This window comes from Emticicia soli (assembly GCF_037860775.1).
Classification (GTDB): Bacteria; Bacteroidota; Bacteroidia; order Cytophagales; family Spirosomataceae; genus Emticicia; species Emticicia soli.
Genome location: NZ_JBBEWC010000008.1, coordinates 214,610 through 238,701 on the forward strand (window position 1 = coordinate 214,610; position 24,092 = coordinate 238,701).

The 24,092-nt window shown below is 40.1% G+C and carries 20 protein-coding genes; 19 read left to right on the forward strand and 1 reads right to left on the reverse strand.

Annotation, left to right across the window (positions count from 1 at the left end):
• Positions 1-65: 65 nt before the first annotated feature.
• From WAE64_RS14640 to WAE64_RS14665, 7 genes are all read left to right on the forward strand, one after another.
• Positions 66-1,889 carry an ABC transporter ATP-binding protein gene (locus WAE64_RS14640; RefSeq protein ID WP_340237669.1) on the forward strand — a complete coding sequence of 608 codons (1,824 nt, stop codon included), beginning with the start codon at positions 66-68 and terminating at the stop codon, positions 1,887-1,889.
• Between the two features lie 100 nt (positions 1,890-1,989).
• Positions 1,990-2,502: an alpha-ketoglutarate-dependent dioxygenase AlkB gene (locus WAE64_RS14645; protein WP_340237670.1), complete on the forward strand. Its 513-nt coding sequence runs from the start codon at positions 1,990-1,992 to the stop codon at positions 2,500-2,502.
• Between the two features lie 2 nt (positions 2,503-2,504).
• Positions 2,505-3,203, forward strand: coding sequence for a DUF7003 family protein (locus tag WAE64_RS14650; RefSeq protein WP_340237672.1), 699 nt, complete (start codon positions 2,505-2,507; stop codon positions 3,201-3,203).
• 87 nt (positions 3,204-3,290) lie between these two features.
• The gene (locus tag WAE64_RS14655) at positions 3,291-4,364 is read left to right on the forward strand and encodes an AAA family ATPase (RefSeq protein ID WP_340237674.1); all 1,074 of its coding nucleotides are present in this window, start codon (positions 3,291-3,293) and stop codon (positions 4,362-4,364) included.
• Positions 4,365-4,369: 5 nt separating this feature from the next.
• Positions 4,370-4,810 carry a DUF4276 family protein gene (locus tag WAE64_RS14660; RefSeq protein WP_340237676.1) on the forward strand — a complete coding sequence of 147 codons (441 nt, stop codon included), beginning with the start codon at positions 4,370-4,372 and terminating at the stop codon, positions 4,808-4,810.
• Positions 4,810-5,031, forward strand: coding sequence for a DUF4276 family protein (locus WAE64_RS24780; protein WP_379977501.1), 222 nt, complete (start codon positions 4,810-4,812; stop codon positions 5,029-5,031). Before WAE64_RS14660 ends, WAE64_RS24780 begins: the two co-directional genes overlap by 1 nt.
• 20 nt (positions 5,032-5,051) lie before the next feature.
• Positions 5,052-5,525 (forward strand): YdeI/OmpD-associated family protein, encoded by a 474-nt coding sequence (locus WAE64_RS14665; RefSeq protein WP_340237678.1) that lies wholly within the window; start codon positions 5,052-5,054, stop codon positions 5,523-5,525.
• 63 nt (positions 5,526-5,588) lie between these two features.
• Here the strand turns inward: WAE64_RS14665 and recQ are convergent, their stop codons facing one another.
• Entirely contained in the window at positions 5,589-7,727 is a 2,139-nt protein-coding gene (recQ, locus tag WAE64_RS14670) for a DNA helicase RecQ (RefSeq protein WP_340237680.1), read from the reverse strand.
• Positions 7,728-7,834: 107 nt separating this feature from the next.
• Between recQ and WAE64_RS14675 the strand changes: the two genes are divergently transcribed.
• From WAE64_RS14675 to WAE64_RS14730, 12 genes are all read left to right on the forward strand, one after another.
• The gene (locus WAE64_RS14675) at positions 7,835-9,448 is read left to right on the forward strand and encodes a M28 family peptidase (RefSeq protein ID WP_340237682.1); all 1,614 of its coding nucleotides are present in this window, start codon (positions 7,835-7,837) and stop codon (positions 9,446-9,448) included.
• A 370-nt stretch (positions 9,449-9,818) separates the two neighbouring features.
• Complete coding sequence (locus tag WAE64_RS14680; protein WP_340237917.1) at positions 9,819-10,646, forward strand: MotA/TolQ/ExbB proton channel family protein; 828 nt, start codon at positions 9,819-9,821, stop codon at positions 10,644-10,646.
• Between the two features lie 55 nt (positions 10,647-10,701).
• The gene (locus WAE64_RS14685) at positions 10,702-11,301 is read left to right on the forward strand and encodes an ExbD/TolR family protein (RefSeq protein ID WP_340237684.1); all 600 of its coding nucleotides are present in this window, start codon (positions 10,702-10,704) and stop codon (positions 11,299-11,301) included.
• A gap of 37 nt (positions 11,302-11,338) precedes the next feature.
• Positions 11,339-11,890, forward strand: coding sequence for an ExbD/TolR family protein (locus WAE64_RS14690; RefSeq protein ID WP_340237685.1), 552 nt, complete (start codon positions 11,339-11,341; stop codon positions 11,888-11,890).
• Between the two features lie 32 nt (positions 11,891-11,922).
• Complete coding sequence (locus WAE64_RS14695; protein ID WP_340237686.1) at positions 11,923-12,750, forward strand: energy transducer TonB; 828 nt, start codon at positions 11,923-11,925, stop codon at positions 12,748-12,750.
• A gap of 4 nt (positions 12,751-12,754) precedes the next feature.
• Positions 12,755-12,997 carry a hypothetical protein gene (locus tag WAE64_RS14700; protein WP_340237688.1) on the forward strand — a complete coding sequence of 81 codons (243 nt, stop codon included), beginning with the start codon at positions 12,755-12,757 and terminating at the stop codon, positions 12,995-12,997.
• 162 nt (positions 12,998-13,159) lie between these two features.
• On the forward strand, positions 13,160-14,059 hold the full coding sequence (locus WAE64_RS14705; RefSeq protein ID WP_340237690.1) for a PstS family phosphate ABC transporter substrate-binding protein: 900 nt from the start codon (positions 13,160-13,162) through the stop codon (positions 14,057-14,059).
• 250 nt (positions 14,060-14,309) lie between these two features.
• Positions 14,310-16,019 (forward strand): tetratricopeptide repeat protein, encoded by a 1,710-nt coding sequence (locus tag WAE64_RS14710; protein WP_340237691.1) that lies wholly within the window; start codon positions 14,310-14,312, stop codon positions 16,017-16,019.
• A gap of 175 nt (positions 16,020-16,194) precedes the next feature.
• On the forward strand, positions 16,195-16,773 hold the full coding sequence (locus WAE64_RS14715) for an adenylate kinase (protein WP_340237693.1): 579 nt from the start codon (positions 16,195-16,197) through the stop codon (positions 16,771-16,773).
• Positions 16,774-16,879: 106 nt separating this feature from the next.
• Positions 16,880-17,878 carry a GTPase ObgE gene (gene obgE, locus WAE64_RS14720; protein ID WP_340237918.1) on the forward strand — a complete coding sequence of 333 codons (999 nt, stop codon included), beginning with the start codon at positions 16,880-16,882 and terminating at the stop codon, positions 17,876-17,878.
• Between the two features lie 290 nt (positions 17,879-18,168).
• Complete coding sequence (locus WAE64_RS14725) at positions 18,169-20,886, forward strand: sialate O-acetylesterase (protein WP_340237694.1); 2,718 nt, start codon at positions 18,169-18,171, stop codon at positions 20,884-20,886.
• Between the two features lie 114 nt (positions 20,887-21,000).
• On the forward strand, positions 21,001-23,946 hold the full coding sequence (locus tag WAE64_RS14730) for a T9SS type A sorting domain-containing protein (protein WP_340237695.1): 2,946 nt from the start codon (positions 21,001-21,003) through the stop codon (positions 23,944-23,946).
• Positions 23,947-24,092: the final 146 nt, after the last annotated feature.

Sequence of the window (24,092 nt, forward strand, 5' to 3'; positions counted from 1 at the left end):
ATAAAGCAAGTTGAACCTAAACTGCTTGCACTTGTGTTAAATCTTCAAAACGACACGACAGAGAAATGGCTACTGCACCTAAAGAAGAAAAAATAGATATACGTCAACGGCTGAAAGCACTCAATAATCTGCCTACTTTTATCAAAGAAGTTTACCAGACCTCGCCTGCGTTGGCATCAGGCAATATTGTACTTAGGCTTATTCGTTCGGTTATTCCCTTGCTGGTTTTATACACAGCCAAATTGTTGATTGATGAAGTAATAAAACTTTTTAATACAAAATCAGACGATTTTAACCATTTGTGGCTTTTGCTCGGCATAGAGTTTGGCTTGGTGATTATCAGCGATATATTGGCAAGAGGCATAAGCCTTACTGATAGCTTATTAGGTGATACGTTTGCCAATAAAACATCAGTTAAATTGATGGAACACGCCGCATCGCTCGATTTGGCGCAATTTGAAGATGCTACTTTTTATGATAAACTCGAGCGGGCTCGCCAGCAGGTTTCCGGCCGAACGGCCCTGCTTTCGCAAACTTTGGCACAAGGGCAAGACGCCATTACAATGGGAAGTTTACTGGTAGGTTTGTTTGCCTTCAATCCGTGGTTGATTCTTTTGTTGTTGGTAGCGGTTATTCCGTCTTTTATCGGTGAGTTGCATTTCAATGCACGAAGCTATTCGCTGCAAAGAGGCTGGACACCCCAACGGCGTGAACTAGATTATTACCGCTACATAGGTGCCAGTGATGAAACCGCCAAAGAAGTAAAACTCTTCGGCCTCTCAGGTTTCTTGATTGAGCGATTTCGTAATTTATCGACACGCTATTTTAACGAAAACAAAAAACTGTCTATCCAACGGGCATCGTGGGGGACTTTGCTTGTGGCAATAGGCACGGTAGGATATTTTTCGGCTTATAGCATCATTGTTTTTGAAACCGTGAAGGGCGTGGTGAGTATCGGTAGCCTTACTTTCCTGACAGGTTCGTTCCGACAATTACAGTCATTGTTAGAAGGCATTTTAGGTCGCTTTACAAGTATTTCGCAGGGCGCACTTTACCTTAACGATTTGTTTGATTTCTATAAAATCATACCTACCATTATTTCTCCGGCCAAACCTAGGCCAATTCCGAATCCGATACGTGAGGGTTTTGTATTTGAGAATGTGGGCTTTAAATATCCTAATTCTGAGCGGTGGGCAACCCGTGGTTTGAGTTTTACCTTAAAAGTTGGCGAAAAACTGGCTTTAGTTGGCGAGAATGGCTCAGGCAAAACTACCTTGGTAAAACTATTGGCTCGCTTGTATGACCCTGATGAGGGTAGAATTTTGCTCGATGGTTATGATTTAAGAGAATACGACCTAACAGAACTACGCCAGCAAATAGGCGTTATTTTTCAGGATTTCCAACGTTTTCAGTTTACAGCCGGTGATAATATTGCTGTGGGTGACATTGAATCATTAGATATACAAAGCGAGCTGGAAAGAGCCGCCGAACAAAGTCTGGCCGATACGGTAATTGAAAAACTACCACTTAAATACACTCAACCACTAGGGCGACGCTTTGCCAAAGGTGTAGAATTATCGGGCGGAGAATGGCAGAAAGTAGCCCTCGCCAGAGCTTACCTGCGAGAAGCCAATGTAATTATATTGGACGAACCCACCGCCGCCCTCGATGCCCGTGCCGAGTACGAGGTGTTCCGCCGCTTTGCCGAACTCACAAAAGGCAAAACAGCCGTGCTTATCTCTCACCGATTCTCAACCGTTCGCATGGCCGACCGCATTCTGGTTTTAGACAAAGGCCAATTGTTAGAAATAGGCAGCCACGAAGAACTACTCGCCAAAAACGGCCGCTACGCCGAGTTGTTTTACTTGCAGGCTGAGGGGTATAGGTAGGGGAGTGCTTAAGATAATTTGCACCACAATTAATCAATAATTGCATCTGGATTATTATATTTGTGATACTGTGACAGATTAAGTAAAACACAATTTTAAAATGGAAGGGATTCTTCACGTCAATCAATTTATTGACAATCACAAAGAATTATTCGAGTTGCTTACTAAAGAAGTTAATTGGGATAGCCAGATGGCTGCCCGTAAAACGGCTAGCTTTGGTAAAGCCTATAATTATTCCCAAATAGCTTATCCGTATCAGGCATTTCTGCCAGAGTTAGAAAAAATCATTGAGAAGTTAGTGCCTGTTATTGGTTTTAAGCCTAATAACTGTCTGATTAATTATTATCTTGATGGTAAGTCAAAAATGGGGTATCATTCCGACCAGATTGACATTTTAGAGCCTCAAACCGGAATCGCCATCGTTTCCTTGGGTGAAACCCGTACGTTGAAATTCAGAAATATAGCAGACCCAGAAGAATATATCAGTTATGACTTGCCCTCAGGAAGCCTGATATACATGACACAGGAGATTCAGCAACAGTGGCAACACGCCATTCCGAAATCAGATACTGAAAATGGTAGGATTAGTTTGACTTTTAGAGAGATGAAGTAACCATGATTGATAGGACTGAAATATTAAGACAATTAGATTCTGAAGCAGAAGCATATGTTTTTCCTATGCTTGATAATGGTTACTCTTTTCACGGGGATCAAAAGATGACCATTTTTAGAGACGAAAAAAGGTGGGCGATTTTGATTGAGGTTTTAGATTATTTTAATCGAGAACAAGGTTTAGATGGAATCTCATCTACATCAGCTATTTTTGGCAATTGCTTGATTGGATGGGGCGATAGATTTAAATATTTCGCATCTGATAATGACGCTCCTGCTTTTTTGTATGAAGAAGGAACAGGAATCGAATATTTAAATGATGAAGCCAAGAGTATAAATATCAGAAATACTGTTGTGCCTATCATATTTGATAAAGAACATTATAAATTAAAGGGGATTGAGTTTGAATACGAAGATAAAATTACTCCATGGGAATTTATGCGTGGGCTAATACCTGAGTATTCTCATTTATTCTGGTTGACAAGAGAGGAAATTTCTGATAAAATCCCTAAAGATTTACCTGTTTTTATGACTTTACATAATTGGCATCACCCTGATTTAGCAATAGAAGAAAAACCTAGTGATAAAGAAACGTTTCAGCAATTAGCTGATGCTATTCTTACAGGCGATGTCAGTTTATATAATCCAACTGAAATGGTAAATACCCATTGGTCGAATTGGCCAGAGGGTGGACGGTGTTAAAATGAAAAGCGTGACGGCTGATATTTATAACGCCTAATTTATATCTTTGTCAATAGAAGCAATAATTAATAGGCTTTAAAAAGAGAAATGGAAAGAATAGAAATTAAAGGATATAAATCAATAAAAGAATTGGATTTGCCACTGCGCCCAATTAATATTTTGATTGGCGCAAACGGGAGTGGTAAAAGTAATTTCCTGTCTTTTTTTGATTTCCTTAAGCAGATTTATAGAAGAAATCTTCAAGAATTTGTTGCACTTAAAGGTGTGGATACTTTTTTGCATAAAGGCGATAAAGTTACTGAGGAAATTTCGGCTCATTTATTCTTTAATCAGACTAATGGATATTCATTCACATTAAAAAAGGGCGATGCCGGATTCATATTTACCAAAGAAGGAATGTGGTACAGTAATAACTCTTTTCAGGGAAATGTAATTGATATAGCATCATTTGGTAATGAATCTACATTAAGACATCAGACATTTCCAGAAGCAGATTATTTAAGAGATTATCTCTATCGTCTCTCAAAATATCATTTTCACGATACTGGAGAAAACTCTCCCTTCAATAAAGAGTCAAACATTGAAAATGATAAGTACTCTCTTTATGAAAAAGGAGAGAATATAGCTGCGTTTTTGTATAATATTTTAAATGAACACCCTAAGGTTTATAATTTTGTAGTAAAGACTATTCAATCAATAGCCCCCTATTTTTTAGACTTTTTTCTAAGACCTGAAGCAAGTGGGAATATTAAATTAAGATGGCAAAGTAAATATTCTTCAACAATTTATGGAGTTAATGATTTGTCTGATGGAACAATTAGATTCATTGCCTTAACGGTTCTATTTATGCAACCTAATCTACCGGAAACCATTATAATTGATGAACCCGAATTAGGGCTGCATCCAACTGCCATTGCGAAACTGGCTGGTTTGATAAAATCGGTAGCTGCCAAAGACTGTCAGGTTATAATTGCTACACAGTCCACCGATTTGATAAGCCATTTTGAGCCGGAAGACATTATTACAGTTGATCAGATAAATGGCGAAAGTGTGTTTAAAAGATTGAGTTCAGATACCCTTGAATTATGGTTAGAAGATTATACGATTGATGATTTGTGGAAGAGAAATATTATTAACTCTGGCCAACCTAATTTTAATTAATGGCTATGAAGAGAATAATTATTATCTGTGAGGGTGAAACAGAACAGGCATTCTGCAACCGAATTTTACAGCCACACTTTCTTGCAAAAAACATATATATTCAAGCACCTTTGATTAAACATTCAAGAGGTGGAATTGTAAAGTGGTCAATCCTTAAACAGCAAATTGAGACGCATTTGCGAACAGATTCTACAGCAATTGTTACTACGTTTATTGATTACTATGGTTTGTTTTCAAAATATAGTTTTCCTGATTGGGACTTGGCAGAAAGAATACCGAATCCAAACCTAAGAATGGAGGCATTGGAGAAGAGCATGAAGGCCGATGTTTCAGAATTACTTAATTTCAGATTTATTCCATATCTTCAATTGCACGAATTTGAGGGCTTGTTATTTAATGATATTGGTGTTATTTATACTCAGATACCCTACCCGCCGAGGATATAATTGGGAAGCAAGAATTAGAGGAGGTTTTTGCAAATTATGATAACCCCGAAATGATAAATAATAAAAAAGAAACTTCCCCTTCGCATCGCCTTGCTAGAATCATAAAAGGATACAATAAACTGGTATATGGTGATATTTTAGCAGATGCCATAGGTTTATATAGAATACGTAGTAAATCTCCAAGATTCAAAGCCTGGATTACCAAATTGGAAAGTATTTAATACTCCGAAGATTTTTACCTATGCCTCACAAATTCAAAGCAAAAATATACCAGACTGGCATTAATTGGTGTGTTGATGTGCCGCAGGAAATTACGGCGCAGTTGACAGCCGAAAAAGGCTATATCAGAATAAAAGGACAAATAAATACCTTTGATTTTATTCAGACGGTTGTGCCTGTAAAAAATGCGCTATACAGGCTTTTTGTGAATTATGTAATGATGAAAGGAGGCAAGACTGCGCTCGGAGAAGTGGCTGAGTTTGTAATTGAGCAAAACACCGAAGTTTTAGAAAAACAATATCCAATGCCCGAAGCCTTGGCAAATGCCTTACAAACAAATGACTTAAACGCAGCATTTGACACCCTGACACCTGCACGCAAGAAAGATATTCTGAAATACCTTAGCTATGTAAAAACAGAAGCAACTATGCAAAAGAATATTGCTAAGCTGATAAGCCAATTGCAAGAAGGTAGTAAAAATGTGAGGATACCCTAATGAAAATCAAATTGATAGTTATTCATTTGCAAGCTCTCCATTAAATAAAACAAGAGCAAGGCGCTAGTTCTCCCACAAGGCCATTGCAATACGCAGTTTGCCGTAGTCGTACAAACCCTCTAGTTCGTCAAAGAGTGGTCTTAGCGCATCGCCTTTTTGCATATTTAATCGCATAGCTGCGGCTATAATTTGGTTATATTCGTAGCTTTGTATTAAATCTTTTAGGTTAATCTCATTTCCTTCTTCCCGAAGTTTTACTAAGTGGCTGATAATCGTAACAGGACTAAGATTACGTCGTTGAGCAATGTCTTCTATCGGCAAACCTTTCTGATAAAGCTCAAGGGTTTCAATAAAAGTAAAGCCTTTTACATTTTTTGTCTTGCCCGATTCTGAATTATCTCTTGCAAAATCAAGAATCTCATTAATAAACTGCTCGCCAAATTGCTTAAACTTCTGTTCCCCAACGCCCGATACCGCCAGCATCTGCATTTTGTTGATAGGTTTCTTCTGCGCCATGTCTGAAAGCGTAGCATCAGAGAACACCACAAAAGGAGGGAGGTTGAGCTCATCGGCAATCTTTTTGCGCAATATCCTTAGTTTATCAAACAGCGCATCTTTAATAACCTCTTTCTTCGATTTTTCTTTTGGTGCGGCCTCTTCCTGTTTCGCCTTTTTCACTTCATACGGCTCAAACTTCACAAGTTCAACTTTACGTTCGCCTTTAAGAACCTGCCACGAGAGGGCATTTAGTTTCAAAGCATGGCGTTCGTCATAAGCAATATCTATAATGCCCGAGTTGAGCATTTGCGTTATATAATCGGCCCATTCTTCATACCTTAGTTCTTTGCCTACGCCAAAGGTTTTAAGTGTATGATAATTGTGTTCGAACACATTTCGGTTTTGCGCACCTCTCAATATATCAATCAACATACCCATAGCCACTTTTTCGTTGGCTCTGGCAACGGCTGATAGTGCCTTCTGTGCAAAAATAGTAGCCTCAAACTTCACGGGCGGGTTTTGGCACACATCACAATTACCACAATCTTGCTGCGCTTCTTCGTTAAAATAACTTAATAGCACCCTTCGACGGCAAATCTCTGTTTCAGCATATTGTTTCATGCGGTCGAGTTTTGCCAACTGAACCTCTTTCATTTCTGGTGGCAACTCCGACTTATCAATCATTTCCTTGCGGGTAACAATATCGGCAAAGCTGTAAAACAAAAGCGTATCAGATGGCATTCCATCACGACCCGCCCGACCAATTTCCTGATAAAAACTCTCAACGTTCGATGGTAAACTGTAATGTACCACAAACCTCACATTCGATTTATCGATACCCATACCAAAGGCAATTGTAGCCACAATTACCTGAATCTCGTCTTTTATAAAAGAATCCTGTACTTCCGAGCGTGTTTGAGCATCAATTCCGGCATGGTAATGCATGGCTCTTACACCCAGTTTTCGTAAGCCTTCGGCTACTTCTTCGGTATTTTTGCGGCTCAGGCAATAAATAATACCGCAATCTTTTGGGCGTTGAGCAATAAACTGGTGAATCACTTTCAGCCGATTCCGCCCCGGTGAAACAGCCAGTTTAAGATTAGGTCTGTCGAATGAAGATATAAATACTTTGGCGTCAGGAATGCCCAATTGTTTCAGAATATCTCTTCTCGTTACCCTGTCGGCGGTAGCTGTAAGGGCTACCATTGGGGTATTTGGGAATGCCTGTTTCAGTATATGCAGTTGGGTATATTCAGGTCTGAAATCGTGCCCCCATGTAGAAACGCAATGCGACTCATCAATGGCAACCAAACAAACATTTAGTGTTTTAACAAAATCAAGATAATTGGGTGTAAGCAGTTTTTCAGGCGAAACATACAGTAGTTTCAAGGCACCTGTGCGGCATTGCGTTTCAATGTCACGTTGCTCTGCCCCCGATAGTGTACTGTTAATAAAAGCCGCCGGAATACCATTGGCTTGCAGGGCCTGCACCTGGTCTTTCATGAGTGCTATAAGTGGCGAAATTACCAGCGTTAAGCCATCAAGCACCATAGCAGGTACCTGAAAACACACCGATTTACCACCGCCTGTGGGCATCAGCACGAGGCAATCCTGCTTTGATAAAATTGTGTCGATAATGTCAGATTGAAGTGGGCGGAATGTATCGTAACCAAAATATTTTTTAAGAACCTGTTCTTTTGTCATCAGTCGTTGAAACGCATTTTTTAACAAAATAATAAATAAATCTGCAAAGACTACATAAAAACGTCTTATTTTTACAGTTTTATAACTCAACAAACCTAAAGTATCGTATGAAAAAAAGCTTCATAGCACTTATTTTCTTTAGTTCTTATTCATTTGTTAATGCTCAAAGCAGTACCCCCGACGAAAAAGTCAAACAGTATGCGGCAACAATCTCGGCCGACAACCTAAGAAAAGACCTCACCTATATTGCTTCTGACGAACTCGAAGGCCGTGATACAGGCTCAGAAGGACAGCGCAAAGCCGCCGATTATATAGCCAAACGCTTTGCTGATTTAGGCTTAACTCCACTCGCCTCAGATGGCAAAGGAGGCAAAGGCTATTTTCAGTATTTCAACCTTTATCAAAAAGGCTGGAAGGATGCCTATATCATGATAGGTAACAAAAAGAAAGAATTTTTTAAAGATTACTATCCAAACGGCCTAACGAGTATTCCGCAAGAGGAATCGATAAAAGTAGTTTTTGCAGGCTATGGCATCGAGTCTGATACTTACAACGATTACAAGAATATTGATGTAAAAGGCAAAGCCGTTGTGATACTTGATGGCGAGCCTAAAAATGCATCGGGCAAATATTACATTACCAAAGAAGGCGAAAAATCAGATTGGGAAGAAAAAGCCGGTTTACAGAAAAAAACAAACATTGCTTTGAACAAAGGCGCTAAAATGTTTTTTGTAGTAACTGATTCTGACGAAACACAGTTTAAGAGCCTTGCGGCCGAAAGAAAAGCGGTGCTTTCTCGTTTCAACCGTATGTCTTTAGCCGAGTCAAAACCTGAGCAGGCAAGTTCAAACCCTACTTTCTATATCTCTAAAGCAATGGCGGCCGAAATGCTGGCAACCAAACCGGCTAAGTTTGATAAACTGGTAAATAAAATTACTGAAACAGGCGAAACTACGGCAGGAAAAGCCAAAGAATCAAAAATTTCGATAAAAGCCGAGAGGGGAGAAGTGCCGGTGCAAACACAAAACGTATTGGGTTTTCTGGAAGGAACAGACAAAAAAGACGAAGTAATATTGATTACCGCTCACTACGACCACGTAGGTATTCAAGGAGGACAGATTCATAATGGTGCTGATGACGACGGCTCAGGTACTTGTGCTGTATTAGAGCTTGCACGTGCCTTTGCACAAGCCAAAAAAGAAGGCAATGGCCCACGCCGTAGCATTTTGTTTATGACCGTAACAGGCGAAGAAAAAGGCTTGCTAGGCTCACAATACTATGCCGACAAAGACCCGATTATTCCGTTGGCCAATACAGTTTGTGACCTTAACATTGATATGATTGGCCGTATTGATAAAGAGCACGCCCCGCGTGAAGATTATGTGTATCTGATAGGTTCTGACAAATTATCTTCTGAATTACACCAAATAAGTGAAGAGGCAAACAATAATTCGATAAAATTTCAGTTAGATTATACATACAACGACCCTAAAGACCCTAATCGTTTTTACTATCGTTCTGACCACTATAACTTCGCCAAGCATAAAATACCTGTTGTCTTCTACTTTACAGGAGTCCATGCCGATTACCATCGCCCTGGTGACGATGTTGAGAAAATCCTTTTTCCTAAGTATCAGCAGATAACTCAATTAGTATTTCATACAGCGTGGGGAGTGGCCAATCGTGAAGAAAGAATCAAGGTTGATAGTAATAAGCCTTAAAGTTGTAAGAATTGTTAAAAAAACACTTCTTTTGATAGAGAATCTTTGAGAACGAAAATTTTAGTTATAGAGAATCGGTTGAAATATTTAACTGTCTGATAATGAAAAAGTTATGTTTTTTCGGTAGCCGTCAAAAAGAAATAAATATTCTAAGAAAAGTCCAAGAGAATATTTTCCTAACAAAAAATTATCATGGCTGATATTTTTTGTTTCAACGATTTTGCTTAAACTTGTCCCACGATTGAAAAGAATATGTGGCAGGTTTTTACAAAATTTTCTTTTACTAATATTCTTTCTTTTAAAATTTTCACTTTTATTTACCAAAAAATTCATTGTTTCATTTTTTAAAACCCTAAAAATTTCAAAGCTAATGGAAAAAAAGACTACAGCCCCAGCAGCAAAAGCAGCAGCACCTAAGTCTTCAAGTGGAGGATTAAATCCAGTATTTGTTATTCCAATTTTAATGATTATCGGTTTTTGTTTATGGTATTTTATCTTAGGAGACCCTTCAAACTTCTCTGATCCTGAAACTAAACACAAACCAATTACTGCTATGGGTATCGTTTACTCAGGTGGTATCATTGTACCTATCCTATTAACCTTTATGCTTTCGGTATTAGTTTTCTCTATTGAGCGTTTCATCACAATCAATAAAGCTTCTGGTACTGGCGATCTTGACGCTTTTGTACGTAAAGTACGTTCATTAGTTGACTCAAACAACATTGCTGATGCGATTAAAGAGTGTGACAAACAAAAAGGTTCGGTTGGTAACGTTACAAAAACTGCACTTCAAAAGTACAGCCAATTAGCTACTGACAACTCACTAGCTAAAGACCAAAAATTAGTTGCTTTACAAAAAGAAGTTGAAGAAGCTACTACATTAGAGCTTCCAATGTTAGAGAAAAACCTAACTATCCTTTCAACACTTGCTTCAGTTGCAACCCTTGTAGCCCTACTAGGAACTGTAATCGGTATGATCCGTTCGTTCTTTGCTCTTGGTTCTGGTGGTGGTGCTCCTGATGCATCTGCTCTTGCAACTGGTATTGCTGAGGCCTTGATCAATACAGCCTTAGGTATCGGTACATCAGCAATCGCGATTATCATGTATAACTTATTTACCTCAAAAATAGATACGCTTACTTACAAGATTGACGAAATCGGAATGAGCCTTCAGCAAAACTTCGCTGCTCATCACTAAGATAAAGCAGTTAAGTTAACAGTTTAATTTAAACATTTAAACTTTCGTAAAAGCTATGGCAGCACCGAAACCAGCCAGAAAGAGTCCATCAATGGATATGACGGCGATGTGTGACGTTGCGTTCCTACTCCTTACTTTCTTCATCATGACTACCCAGTTCAAAAGTGAAGAATCGGTAACTGTAGATACGCCTTCATCCATCTCTGAAATCAAAGTTGAAGACAAGGATATGGCTACAATTACAATTGACAAAGACGGCAAATATTACTTTGGCGTTACAAACCCGACAGACAGATATACGCTCATTCAGAAAATGAATGATAAGTATGGCGCTGGGTTGTCAGAGTCGCAACAAGCAAGTTTTACTAAATTATCAGAAACCGGTGTTTCTATTAATTCATTAAAACAATACTTGTCGCTAACTGAAGCACAGAAATCGCAAGTTAAATTGCAAGGTATTCCGAACGACAGTACAAAAAGTGAATTGGTTGACTGGGTTAAGACTTACTTGACCGACATCAACAAAAGCGCAAAATTGGCTGTTCGTGGAGACGTGAAAACACAGTATCCGGCAATTAAAAAATTGTTTGCTGAATTAGGTAAAAACGATATTAACAAATTTCAGTTAATTACCTCTTCAGAAACAGCAGAATAGTTTTAATTAAGAACCTTTAAATTACCATATTTAAAAAATGGCTGAAATACAGGAATCCGGTGGTGGTGGTAAGAAAGGCGGTGGTAAGGTACGGTCGAAGAAAGCAGGTGGTAAACCTGATATGACTCCGATGGTGGACTTGGGCTTTTTGCTTATCACATTCTTTATGTACACCACTACGTTTGGCAAGCCAAACATGATGAAACTGAATATGCCTGATAAACCAGATCCAAACGATCCGCCTCCACCAGAAGTAAAAGTAACCAATACGGTTACTGTTCTAATGGGTAAGGATGATAGAATTTTCTGGTATCAGAAACCACTTCCAGAGTTAACAGTAGCTGACCTCAACGAAACCGATTATTCGGCCGAAGGTATCAGAAAAGCAATTTTGGTTAAAAAAGCAAATGCGCTTGACGTAAACAAATTTACTGTTATCATCAAACCTAGTGATGAAGCGAACTGGAAGAATACTGTTGATATTCTGGACGAAATGGCAATTACGAAGTCTGACCGCTACGCAATTGTTGATTTAGCCCCGAAAGAAAAGGAAATGCTAGACCAAAAACTAGCAGAGCCTAAAAAATAAGAGTAATCTAAGGAAAAATAACAATCAAAGAAATGGAAGCAAAAAATGCTAAAAACATTACCTTAGATGAAATTGTATTCGAAGGACGTAACAAGGACTACGGTGCATATTCACTAAGGAAAAACTACTCAAGATACCTTACTAGAGCTGCGGTTCTAGGTATCGGGTTATTTGGTGGAGCATTATTGGCAGCTTGGAGTTTCAATAAATTTGGCGGTGCAAAAGAAGAAGAATTGCAAAGCGTTGAAATTGACCTCTCTAAGTTGAAGGAAGAACAACCGGAAGAAAAGAAGCCGGATATTCCTCCTCCGCCGCCAGAGCCAGAACCACCAAAACCAGAGGTAGCGCAAATTAAGTTCGTTCCGCCTGAGCCTAAAGCTGATGAGGAAGTAAAGAACGAAGAGCCGCCACCAAAAGTGGAAGAGGTTGAAAAAGCGGTTATCTCAAACGTAACCAAAGAAGGTGTTGAAACCGAAGAAGTAGCTGCGGCTCCGCCTCCGGTAGAAGCACCAAAACCAGCCGAAATTGAAAAACCAAAAGAAGAAGAAATCTTTACTACGGTTGAGCAAAATCCTGAGTTCCCGGGTGGGTTGAAAGAGATGTATGCCTACATTGGCAAAAACCTTAAGTACCCATCAGCGGCACAACGTGCAAACGTTTCAGGAAAAGTATTTGCTAAATTCGTTGTTGAAAGAGACGGACGTATTGGTGATGTACAAATTCTGAAAGGAATTGGTTTCGGTTGCGACGAAGAAGCGCAAAGAGTAATTAAGTCGATGCCAAAATGGAATCCGGGTAAACAAAATGGTCGTGCAGTAAGGGTATTCTTTACGATGCCGATCAATTTCCAACTTGAGTAATACAATGGCAACACGACGTAATTCATCAGATAAGCAGCGTCAGGTATTTCAGAGAGTCTTGCAATTATCAATGGGTTTATTCGCATTAGTATATATTGTTTTAGGATACTTTGTAATCAAATTGAAATGGTTGATGGTGCCTCTCTCTGATACACTTGCTTATGCTATGGGCGCTTTGCTTGTTGCATATGGCATTTTCAGAGGCTACAGAGCTTACCTGTCAATCAAGGATACGATGAATGACTGATAGAAATTAATTAATACAAGCATGCCACTTTGTACTACAGAGTGGCATGTTTTTTAATTTTGTTTTAATTTTTTTTTAATATTATACCAAATCGCTTGACTTTATCGTTTACTAATACTTATTTTTACATTGTTCAAACTTAAACGACTATAAATGACCACCATGAGAAAGTTTCTTCTCTTGATAATGTGTGCGTTGCTATTTTTGAAATGTTCCAAACCGGAAAAGCCAGATTTACCCAATGACGGCGAAATAACGATTGCAGCCGACGAATCACTAAAACCTATTGTTGATGCGCAGATAATGGCTTATAATGCCCATTATCCTAAAGCTATTTTGCATGTGAAATACATGCCTGAGCAAAAAGCGATGGCAATGATGATGAATGATTCGGTAGATATAGCTATTGGAACACGTGAAGCAACCGATAACGAAAAAGCTTATTATGCTTCTCACCGAATAGAATATCTTCCTGCAAAAATGGCCTTGGACGGAGTAGCCCTCATTACCAGCCCTGAGAATCAGCTGGAAAATATTTCTTTAAAACAATTGAAAGAAATATTTGATGGTAAAGCTTATACTGATTATAAACTGGTTTTTGACAACAGTAATTCGAGCAACCTGAATTACATGATTCAAAAACTAAATATTCAGGATATAAAAAAGGCAAATATTTTTGCTGCCAATGGTAATAAAGATGTAATTGATTATATCGAGAAAAATCCGAAAGCCATCGGCATGATAGGTGGAAACTGGATTAGTGATTTAGACGACCAGAACAGCCGTGTTTTTATTAATAGAGTAAAAGTGTTGGGTGTTTCGGCGGCTGATAATCCGGGTGAAAATGACTATTATAAACCTACTACCGAGTCGCTTAGGGCAAGAAAATATCCGCTCGAAAGAAGGGTGCTCTTGCATACCAAAAAGCACTTCGGGCTCACAAAAGCATTCATCCGCTTCTGTTGTGCGCAGATAGGCCAGTTGGTAGTCGAAAAATCAGGTTTGATTCCTTATTACATTAATCCTAAAGGCGTGATTATCAACAAAGAACAGCCCCTTTAATGACAATGTAGATGTAGAAAATAAACAATAGCGTTAAAAAGTTTGTTTTCAAGAATCAACCCAACAAAAATTCATTAACAAATTATTAGTAAACCTCAGATAAAAGATTTTGTCTTAATCGGTAAAAGCAAAAGATTTAAAAAGTTTATCCAAACATCAACAAATTTTTTTCTGTTTTGAATACATTTTTTAACTTTGCTTAATTTTTTTTTAATACAAGGAATTCGTAAACCTAACTTTCAGAGTGAAAATGAACAAGATTTTGAGATCTTTGTCAGTATCAGCGGTGGCGGTGCTGGCGTTGACTTTCCACACCTTGGCACAAACTGTGCAGGACGGACTGAGAAATTTGGATGCCGAGCGGTACAACGCTGCTGGGACAATTTTCAATCAACTAGTGGCTTCTGCTCCAACAGCAGAGAATTATTTTTATCAGGGATACTATTTCCTCAGTTTGCCTGAGCCAGACCTGGAAAAAGCAAAAGAAGCTTTTACTAAAGGCGTAGAATCACAGAAAAAACCTGATCCACTTAATCGTGTTGGTTTAGGTGCTGTGAAATTACTTTCGGGTGATAAAGCTGGTGCCAAAGCTGATTTTGATTTGATTAAAAAGGATACAAAAAATAAAAATTCTGACGTATTATTCAGAATTGGAGATGCTTACGCTATTTCAGAAAATCCTAAGTTTAATGACCCTGCAGAAGCAGTATTAAACATTCAAGCGGCTCTGGATGTGCAGAAAGTAAAAAACAATCCTGATTATTACATCTCATTAGCAAAAGCATATTTCCTTAAAAACGATGGCGGCCCTGCCATGACAGCCCTTGAAAATGCGCTGAATATGGGTCAGAAAACTGCCGTTATCCATACTTTGATGGGTAGAGTGTGGTTCCAGGGTAAAAGCTATCCTAAAGCGCAACAAGAGCTGAACGAGGCTATAAGTGCTGACCCTGAACACGCTCCTGCATACTTCTATTTAAGTAGCATTTTCCAGGTATTCGGTAAATATGATTTAGCTGCTAAAAATGCAAAATTATATCTTGATAAAAGCGAGCCATCAAACGAGGCGAAATTGAGATATGTTAAACTAGCATTTACAGTAAAAGATTATGACAATGCTTCTACTGTATTGAACGAGATTTTCGATAAAACGCAAGACCCTGTTAAATACCGTTTGAGAGGTTATACACAAGTTGAAAAAGGCGAGTGTGCTGAAGGTATCAAAAACATTCAGGAGTTCTTGAAACAAGCTCCGCAAGACCGTCACTTACCGCTTGATTATGGTCAAATCGGTCGTGGTTATATTTGTATCAAAGACGATGCAAACAAAGCGCTTAACGATTCAATCGGTATCACATACATGGAGAAAGCCATTGAATTAGGTGATACTACAAGCAATTACATGAACGACATCTTGGCTGTTTATAAAGCTGCCAAGAGATGGGACAAACTAGCTGCTACTTACGAAAAAGTAATGGCTACAACAGGTAAAGCAACTGCACCAGATTACTATAATCTTGCTGATGCTTATATGCGCTCAAAAGAATATGTTAAAGCTGACTCGGCTTTATCAAAAACTATTGAATTGTATAAAGATACCTGGTTAGTACCTTATATCATCAAAGCACGTGCAAAACAATATGCGAATCCGGAAGATTCGACATTTGCAGCTGCACCTGTTTATGAAAAATATCTTTCTTTAGTGCCAGAAGCTGACAAAGCAAAAGACGCTACCAAGAGATATTTGGCAGAGGCTTACGGTTATTTAGGCGTAAAAGCCCTGTTGCTTGATAAAGACACTGCAAAGGCAAAAGAATACATGAATCTTGTATTGACTTATGACCCTGCAAACCAACAAGCATTAAAAGTATTGGAGAGCATCAATGGTACACCTGCTTCGGGTGGCACTGCTGCACCTGCAAATAATAACAACCCTTCCGGAAGTAGCCCTAAAGGCTGATGATGAGGAAGGGTATTTAAAAAACAGCCTGATTTAGCTAAATCAGGCTGTTTTTTTTACCGTTTGATAAATTATTTGTCCCGAAACCATACAAATTATAAAATTTGATTTTATTTTTGCCCACCTGCTCATATCAAAATGTTATGAGAGAAGGTATTGACCATTAATTTCCGTTATGTTTAATCTTGTAATATTTGGACCTCCGGGTGCCGGAAAAGGCACACAATCTGCGAAAATTATCGACAAATACAAACTTGCTCACATTTCAACAGGCGATATGTTCAGAATGCATATCAGCCAGGAAACAGAACTAGGAAAACGAGTGAAACAGATATTAGCCGACGGCTTACTTGTACCTGATTCTATTACGATTGATATGTTGGAAGAAGAAGTACAGAGAAATCCTGATGTAAATGGTTTTATTTTTGATGGTTTTCCACGTACTGTTCCGCAAGCAGAAGCACTAGATAAATTTCTGGAAAGCAAAGGAGAGAAAATAGACCTTGTATTACAATTAGATGTAACCGAGGAAGAAATAAAGAACCGTATCGCCGAGCGCCAGAAGGTAAGCGGAAGAGCCGATGATGCCGAAGAAAAATTATTGAAACGCATCGATGAGTATTTCAGTAAGACTATCCATGTTTTACCATTCTACCAAGAGCAAGGTAAAGTTTCTAAAGTAAACGGTATCGGTGAAATCGAATTGATTTTCGGCACGATTTGTGATGCAATTGATAACGCAAAAGTAGACTGAAGTAATAGTGAATTTGCGAATTACGAATTAGTGAATTAGCAAGAATAGATTTATTATTCGCTAATTCACCATTCATTAATTCGTTATTAAGTAATTGACCCAATAGATTATGGCAAGCAATTTTATAGATTATGTGAAAATAAATTGCCGTTCGGGCAATGGTGGGGCTGGGTCAAAGCATTTTCGTAGAGAAAAACACGTACCAAATGGTGGCCCAGACGGCGGTGACGGCGGACGAGGCGGCCACGTAGTACTTAAAGGAAACTCTCAGCACTGGACACTCCTGCACTTGAAATACCGCAAGCATATTAAAGCGCAAAACGGTGTGGCAGGTGAAGGTGGAAGACGTGCCGGTGCACAAGGGAGCGACGAAATAATTGAAGTTCCTCTAGGAACGGTTGCCCGTGATGCCGAAACCGGCGAAATTATAGGCGAAGTAACACAAGACGGCGAAAAACTCGTTTTGCTTGCGGGTGGCAGAGGTGGTCTTGGCAATTATCATTTTAAGAATTCAACCAACCAGGCACCTGAATACGCTCAACCCGGTGAGGGAGGCGAAGAAGCCTGGATTATACTGGAACTAAAAGTTTTGGCAGACGTAGGCCTTGTAGGGCTTCCGAACGCCGGAAAATCAACTTTATTATCAGTGGTTTCGGCTGCAAAACCCGAAATTGCCGATTACCCGTTTACAACTCTTACGCCTAATCTTGGCGTAGTGCCTTATCGTGATTTTAAGTCTTTTGTAATGGCCGATATCCCCGGTATTATTGAAGGTGCTTCTGAAGGAAAAGGCCTCGGACTACGTTTCCTTAGGCACATCGAGCGAAACCCAATACTGCTCTTTCTGGTTTCGGCCGATAGTGAAAATCCTGCAAAGGAATATAAAACCCTGCTCAAAGAATTAAAACAGTACAACCCCGAACTACTTGACAAAAAGAGAATTTTAGGTATTTCGAAATGTGATTTGGTTGACGAGAAGCAAATCGCAAAAATTAAGAAGAAAATTCCGGTAGATTTACCTTATGTATTCTTCTCATCCTTTGCAAACCAAGGGATTGACGAATTGAAGGACTTGGTCTGGAATAGCATCCATGAGGCAAACTAATGGCTGATTTTGCCCATTGGTTTGTATGGTGTTTATTGACCCAACTGCAAGAGAGATTAAATATGCCCGATTTTAGTCAGGTTAAAGCAATTTAATCTTAGGTTTGCTCAATACTTCTTAATTTCGGAGTACAGATGGTAGCGTATGTTTTACCATGATGATTTATCATGGATAATTATGTTATTGATTTGTATCATACTAATTGCCTCAAAATAACCAAGTATGAGAAGTATATTATTCCACAACAATAATTTATTGATTGAGTGAACCTTTACTATTTTGCTAAGACCATGAAAAAAATTCTGGTGGCCTTATTCCTATTAGCGAATTCAAATGTTTTTGCACAACTGATGATAACTTTCCCGATGAACCGTGCCGTTTTTCAACGCAATAGTTCGGGGGGAGGCATGATTCCTATTGCCGGTACATTTCAGACAAGAGTCGACAGGATTGATGCACGCCTTGTTTCTATTAAAGGCGGCTCAAACGTCGATTGGATTCCGATTGCCTATAATCCTAATTTTGGCGGATTCTCAGGTAACATTTATGTTGCAGGGGGGTGGTATAAACTTGAGGTAAGAGCTATCAGAAACAATAACGTTATCGCTACATCTTCAATTGATAAGGTAGGGCTGGGCGAGGTCTTTCTTATTGCAGGCCAATCAAATGCGCAGGGCTACGAAGGGCGTGGTAATCTACCCGCCTCTGACGACCGAGTAAGTATAATTACAAACTTTTATTCGTACGGACAAATTACTGAGGTACCATACCCGATTGTCGGGCATCTCGACGAAAATATGAAAATTGCGCCACTCGGTAATGGCTCGTGGTGCTGGGGAAAACTGGGCGATTTTCTGGCATCAAAGCTAGATGTACCCATTATGTTTTTTAATGCAGGGTTCGAAGCCCTTGGCGTAGAAGAATGGAGCAAAAGTGCAAACGGCGAGCGTGGGCAAGACTACTACTCTGGCAATTATGCCATGCCGGGGTATCCGTTTGAAAACATAAGGAAATCGATGCACAACTACGCCAATATGTTTGGCGTTAGAGCCGTGCTATGGCATCAGGGGGAAACCGACAACGATAAAGGAACAAGTTTTGAAGTTTATAAAAATGCTTTGCAATACGTAATTCAGCGAAGCCGCAACGATAGCGGTCGGGAGATAAGCTGGGTTGTTAGCAAAGCATCACGTACTCGCCGAGGTACCTCGCCTACCATTATTGAAGCCCAAAGGGCGGTTATTCGTGAAACTTCTAATGTATTTGATGGCCCCGATACCGACGATATAACCTACCGCTCGGATGGTGTGCATTTTGATAGTTTCAGCCTTATTCAGCTAGCTGAGGCATGGAACGACAGGCTTTCTTATGATTTCTTCGGCAGGTCAAACCCTATTCCGCCTTCGTCTCCTTTGTACTTTCAGATGAATTGTAATTCTGATAACATAAATTCACCGTTGAATCTTTCGATGCCTGATGGTTTTAGAGATTATAGATGGACAAACGGATTTGGGGATTTAAATCAAAGTTCGCACATTCAAGTAAAAAACGGCTTCTTTAGAGGCAAAGCCATCGATTATCTGGGCAATGTTTACTATACGGCTGCCGTAAATTATACGGGCGATGTAGTGCCCGAAAAGCCATTTCTGACTGTTGACGGAACAACCGAGTTTTGCGAAGGTGGTAGTGTAAGAATCACGTCTTCAACAGCACAGGAAATAAACTGGAATACTGGCGAAGGAAGCCAGACAATTGTTGCCTATCATTCGGGATACTATACCGTTAATACATTCAATTATCTGGGCTGTTTTAATGTATCCAACGGCATAAATGTAACTGTTCATCCGAACCCCGAAGCCAGAATAGAGGCCGATGGGCCAACTACGTTTTGTCAGGATAATAGCGTGAATCTGCGTTCGGTGAGCGATGCAGGTAATCTCTGGAATACAGGCCAGAGTGAACAGTCCATAAGGGTTGATAGAGCCGGAGAATATTTTCTGAAAGTGAAAAGTAATTTTGGTTGCGAAAGTACCTCAGAGAAAATTCTGATTAATGTAAATCCTAAGCCCGAAAGGCCAAGTATTGTGGCCGACGGCCCAACGGTTTTCTGCGCCGATACGATAGTGAATCTGGCATCTGACATAAGCAACGATATAGCCTGGAACACAGGCGAAACCACACCACAGCTCCGAATCAACAGTAGTGGTGATTTTTTTGTAACAGCCACCAATCAGTTTGGGTGTCAGGAGGTTTCAAATACTATTACTGTTCAAGTAAACCCAACACCACAAAAGCCTAACATTACTGCAAGCGGGCCGCTCGAATTCTGTAATGGCGATAGCATTATGCTGGCATCTTCGCCAAGTATTGGCTATATCTGGAACAATTCTTACACCGAACAACAATTTAGCGTGAAAAGGTCAGGCGTATTTGCAGTCAAAACTCGTGACGAAAACGGGTGTATTTCACCACCTTCTGATGAAGTAAGCGTAGTTGTGAAAGACAATCCGCTCAATATTGATGTTCTGCAAACAGGGCCTTATACCTTAGATGCACTCACCAATGGCATATTTGACCCTACATTTGAATGGTATAAAGATACTGCAAGACTAGCCTCAACAGAGCGTGCCATAAAAGCCCGTGAAGCCGGTGCTTATAGTGTACGTGGTGCCATTACCTATACACTCAAAGATGGCCGCACCTTGCGTTGTTACTCCAAACAATCAAAACCATATAATTTTAAAATAGACCCGGCTGATGACGGCGCTCGTATTTTTCCGAACCCTGCCACCGACGACCTCGTAAATGTGGAAACACTGCAAGACCTCGAAGACGTAACCATAACTTTTTATGACATGAGAGGTGCTATTCTACGGGTTTTCAACGTTGATAAATTTGATACACGTAAAACATTACAGCTTTCTGGCCTAACTATGGGTAATTATGTAGTTACCATACGAAACAAAGATTTTTCTGTATTAAAGCGTGTTTTTGTTGAACAAAAGTAATTTTTTCGCCATTAAATAAAATTTTAATGCTATTACCAATTATGGGTAGTTGTTAATGTTTGAGGGCATTACTACTTTTGTTTCTCCATGCAATAAATTTTAACCCAGTTATATATGTTCAAAAGAAAATGGTTGGTAATAGTGTGGAGTTTTATTGCCTTTAATACTTACTCCCAAATACAAATTACCTTCCCGGTTTCGCGGATAGTTTTTCAGCGAGATAACAATAACCAGGCTACTGTTAACATTGCCGGTAGCTATTTTCAGCAATTAGATCGTATTGATGCACGTGCTTTTCCTGTTTCGCCAGGGCAGGGTCATGAGGTTGGCTGGACCACCATACAAGACTATCTAACTACGGGTATTTTCAATGGATTTCTTCAATTGAGTGGAGGATGGTATAACATAGAGGTAAGGGGGGTTCTGAACGGACAAATTGTAACATCAACCATACTCGAAAGGGTAGGGGTTGGCGAGGTATTTATTGTGGCCGGGCAATCAAATGCACAAGGTGACCCAAGCTATGCCGGTGGAGCCATTGGCGCAGGCGACGACCGTGTTTCTACTATTGATTATTACAACGCATCGCTTAACGAAGACCAATTGCCTTTTCAGTTTACACACATGGGCAATTTCTCTCGCATGGCGCCTTACAACTACGTGCCGTGGTTCTGGGGGCGTTTGGGCGATAAACTTATTCAACGATACAATGTTCCGGTGTTGTTCTACGGTGCAGCACTTGGTGGCATAGGTGTTACCGCATGGCAGCGGTCGTCGCAAGGCGAAGACCTTCGTCGGGAACTTCCGGCTTTTATTGCCGTGCCAGGTATGCCATACCGGGCACTTAAGGCTGCTTTACAGCAGTATGTAACCCGTACTGGGGTGCGGGCTGTATTATGGCAGCAGGGCGAAAGTGACGATGGCTCGTCGGCCAATGCTTATTTCAATAACCTGAAAAGTGTGATAGAAACAAGCCGGAACGACACCGGAAAAGGAGATTTAGCATGGGTTGTAGCCCGTTCGTCTCGTAACCCTGAGCCACATCAGAACGTAATAGATGGCCAGAATTTTGCGACAGAGAATGTTCATGCAGTATTTAAAGGGCCAAATACGGATAACATAGTGGGCGCTAATTTCAGAGCCGACGGTGTGCATTTTCATAACGAAGGTTTAAACAGAGCCGCCGAAGAATGGGATGCTGCCCTGAACGATGGCTTTTTTGCCAGTTCTCAACCTTTGCAATCGAGAGGGCTTATAAATGTAAGTATATCTTGTAATCCATCAAATCCGAATAATAGATTCACGATTCAGGTAAACGGCGATTACCGCAGTTTTAACTGGAGCAACGGCACCAATAACAGGTCAATCACGGTAAATAGCGGAAGCTACACAGTTAAAACCACCGATTGGAGTGGCAATACGCTTTTTTCTCAACCTATACCTATTTCGCCCAATAACCCAACAGTACAGCCTTTTATAAATGTTGGCGGGCCAACCGTTTTTTGTGATGGTGGAAGCGTAGTATTGACCTCAAGCGAGGTTGGGGGGAATATCTGGAGCAACGGCCAACAGGGGCAAGTGCTGGTAGCACGTGCAAGCGGAAATTATACAGTAACTACATATAGCCTTAATGGCTGCCCCTCGGTATCTGGTAGCGTAAATGTAAATGTAAATCCATTACCCCGAAACAATATCATTACTTCTAAATCATTACCTATTTGCCCTGACGATAGTGTAACGCTTGTAACCGATAATTTTGGAAGTGTAACTTATCAGTGGAGCACCAATGCTACCGGGCAGAATATAACTGTTAAAGATGCCGGAACTTACAGCCTCAAACTACAAGACCAGAATGGCTGCGAGTCTACCAGTTCTATCAATGTTGGTTTGAGAGAAAGACCATTTACCGATATAATACCTGATGGCCCAACCGAATTTTGCCTGGGTAAAAGCGTTAACCTCCGTTCTGGGGGCGATTTTAGCGGGTATGTATGGAGCACAGGTAGTACACAGCAAAGCGTTACCATCAAAGATGGTGGCGAGTACTCGCTCAGGGTAATAGATGGCTTCGGTTGTTATTCGTTGCCAGTTTCAATGGGTGTTACCGTTAATCCACTACCAACTGTACAAATTGCAGCCACAGGGCTTGAGCAGTTTTGCCCCGGAAATGTTGTGAACCTGACAGCCGCCTCAGACGAAAACTTTGTGTATATGTGGAATACAGGCGCAGCCACTAAGTCGGTAACAATTACCGACCCCGGTATTTATACATTAAGAGTAAGAGACAACAACGGTTGCGAGTCAAAAGCTGACTCGGTAAATTTGAGTTATATTCCACCCCCTGCGGTTTCAATTTCTACTGTTGATAATATCAATACCATTTGTGAAGGCAGCAGTGTAACCCTAAGCAGTAGCAATGCCGTGAGTTATGCATGGAACAATGGGCAGACATCAAAAGATATTATGGTAGAACAGGCAGGAACGTATATCCTGAGAATCAGAGACGAGAAAAACTGCCAGTCAGACCCTGTATCGTTTCAGGTATTTGTAAAAGATACGCCACCAATGCCAAGTTTAGAGAAAGATGGCGTTTACCAGATGGTGGCAATTCCGGCTAGTGATATTGCAGGGCAATATTATAACTGGAAGCTAGACGAAACAGCCCTTAATGATACAACAGCAGTGCTGAAAGCACCACGCCAGGGCAATTTTGCAGTTCGTACGGCATTGAGGTACAACAATACCAATAATAATTTTCTGGTTTGTTATTCGCCGTTTTCGCAGACACTTAATTTCCTGATTCCTGCCGGAGACAACGGCCTAAAAGTATATCCGAATCCGAACCCAACCGGATTGTTTACCATAGAGACATTGGCTGATAATCCGAATGCCCGAATCGACGTGTATAATTTATGGGGAGCAAGTGTTTATTCAGGCACACTAAGCGAGCTGAAAGAAAAGCGGGAACTGAACCTGGAGGTGCTCCAACCCGGACTTTATATTATACGGCTCACAAGCGGAGACTTTAAAGCAACACAAAAACTTTTCGTAAAATACTGAAAGGGGTGAATATTCACCCCTTTTTTATTTTGTTTCTGAAACTTTACTTAGTAATTTTGACACGCAATTTGTTTGCAACTAAACGAAGCATTTAATTGTTAATGATGTAGGGCCAAAATCAGAAATTCCTATATTGTTTATTACTA

Bases quoted from the DNA above. Each gene is read 5' to 3' on its own strand.
- WAE64_RS14665 (WP_340237678.1), top strand. From the start codon at position 5,052: ATGCCTCACAAATTCAAAGCAAAAATATACCAGACTGGCATTAATTGG.
- WAE64_RS14660 (WP_340237676.1), top strand. From the start codon at position 4,370: ATGAAGAGAATAATTATTATCTGTGAGGGTGAAACAGAACAGGCATTC.
- WAE64_RS14715 (WP_340237693.1), top strand. From the start codon at position 16,195: ATGTTTAATCTTGTAATATTTGGACCTCCGGGTGCCGGAAAAGGCACA.
- WAE64_RS14695 (WP_340237686.1), top strand. From the start codon at position 11,923: ATGGAAGCAAAAAATGCTAAAAACATTACCTTAGATGAAATTGTATTC.
- WAE64_RS14650 (WP_340237672.1), top strand. From the start codon at position 2,505: ATGATTGATAGGACTGAAATATTAAGACAATTAGATTCTGAAGCAGAA.
- WAE64_RS14710 (WP_340237691.1), top strand. From the start codon at position 14,310: ATGAACAAGATTTTGAGATCTTTGTCAGTATCAGCGGTGGCGGTGCTG.
- WAE64_RS14645 (WP_340237670.1), top strand. From the start codon at position 1,990: ATGGAAGGGATTCTTCACGTCAATCAATTTATTGACAATCACAAAGAA.
- WAE64_RS14685 (WP_340237684.1), top strand. From the start codon at position 10,702: ATGGCAGCACCGAAACCAGCCAGAAAGAGTCCATCAATGGATATGACG.
- WAE64_RS14705 (WP_340237690.1), top strand. From the start codon at position 13,160: ATGAGAAAGTTTCTTCTCTTGATAATGTGTGCGTTGCTATTTTTGAAA.
- WAE64_RS14655 (WP_340237674.1), top strand. From the start codon at position 3,291: ATGGAAAGAATAGAAATTAAAGGATATAAATCAATAAAAGAATTGGAT.
- recQ (WP_340237680.1), bottom strand. From the start codon at position 7,727: ATGACAAAAGAACAGGTTCTTAAAAAATATTTTGGTTACGATACATTC.
- WAE64_RS14680 (WP_340237917.1), top strand. From the start codon at position 9,819: ATGGAAAAAAAGACTACAGCCCCAGCAGCAAAAGCAGCAGCACCTAAG.
- WAE64_RS14730 (WP_340237695.1), top strand. From the start codon at position 21,001: ATGTTCAAAAGAAAATGGTTGGTAATAGTGTGGAGTTTTATTGCCTTT.
- WAE64_RS14725 (WP_340237694.1), top strand. From the start codon at position 18,169: ATGAAAAAAATTCTGGTGGCCTTATTCCTATTAGCGAATTCAAATGTT.
- WAE64_RS14640 (WP_340237669.1), top strand. From the start codon at position 66: ATGGCTACTGCACCTAAAGAAGAAAAAATAGATATACGTCAACGGCTG.
- WAE64_RS14690 (WP_340237685.1), top strand. From the start codon at position 11,339: ATGGCTGAAATACAGGAATCCGGTGGTGGTGGTAAGAAAGGCGGTGGT.
- WAE64_RS14675 (WP_340237682.1), top strand. From the start codon at position 7,835: ATGAAAAAAAGCTTCATAGCACTTATTTTCTTTAGTTCTTATTCATTT.
- WAE64_RS14700 (WP_340237688.1), top strand. From the start codon at position 12,755: ATGGCAACACGACGTAATTCATCAGATAAGCAGCGTCAGGTATTTCAG.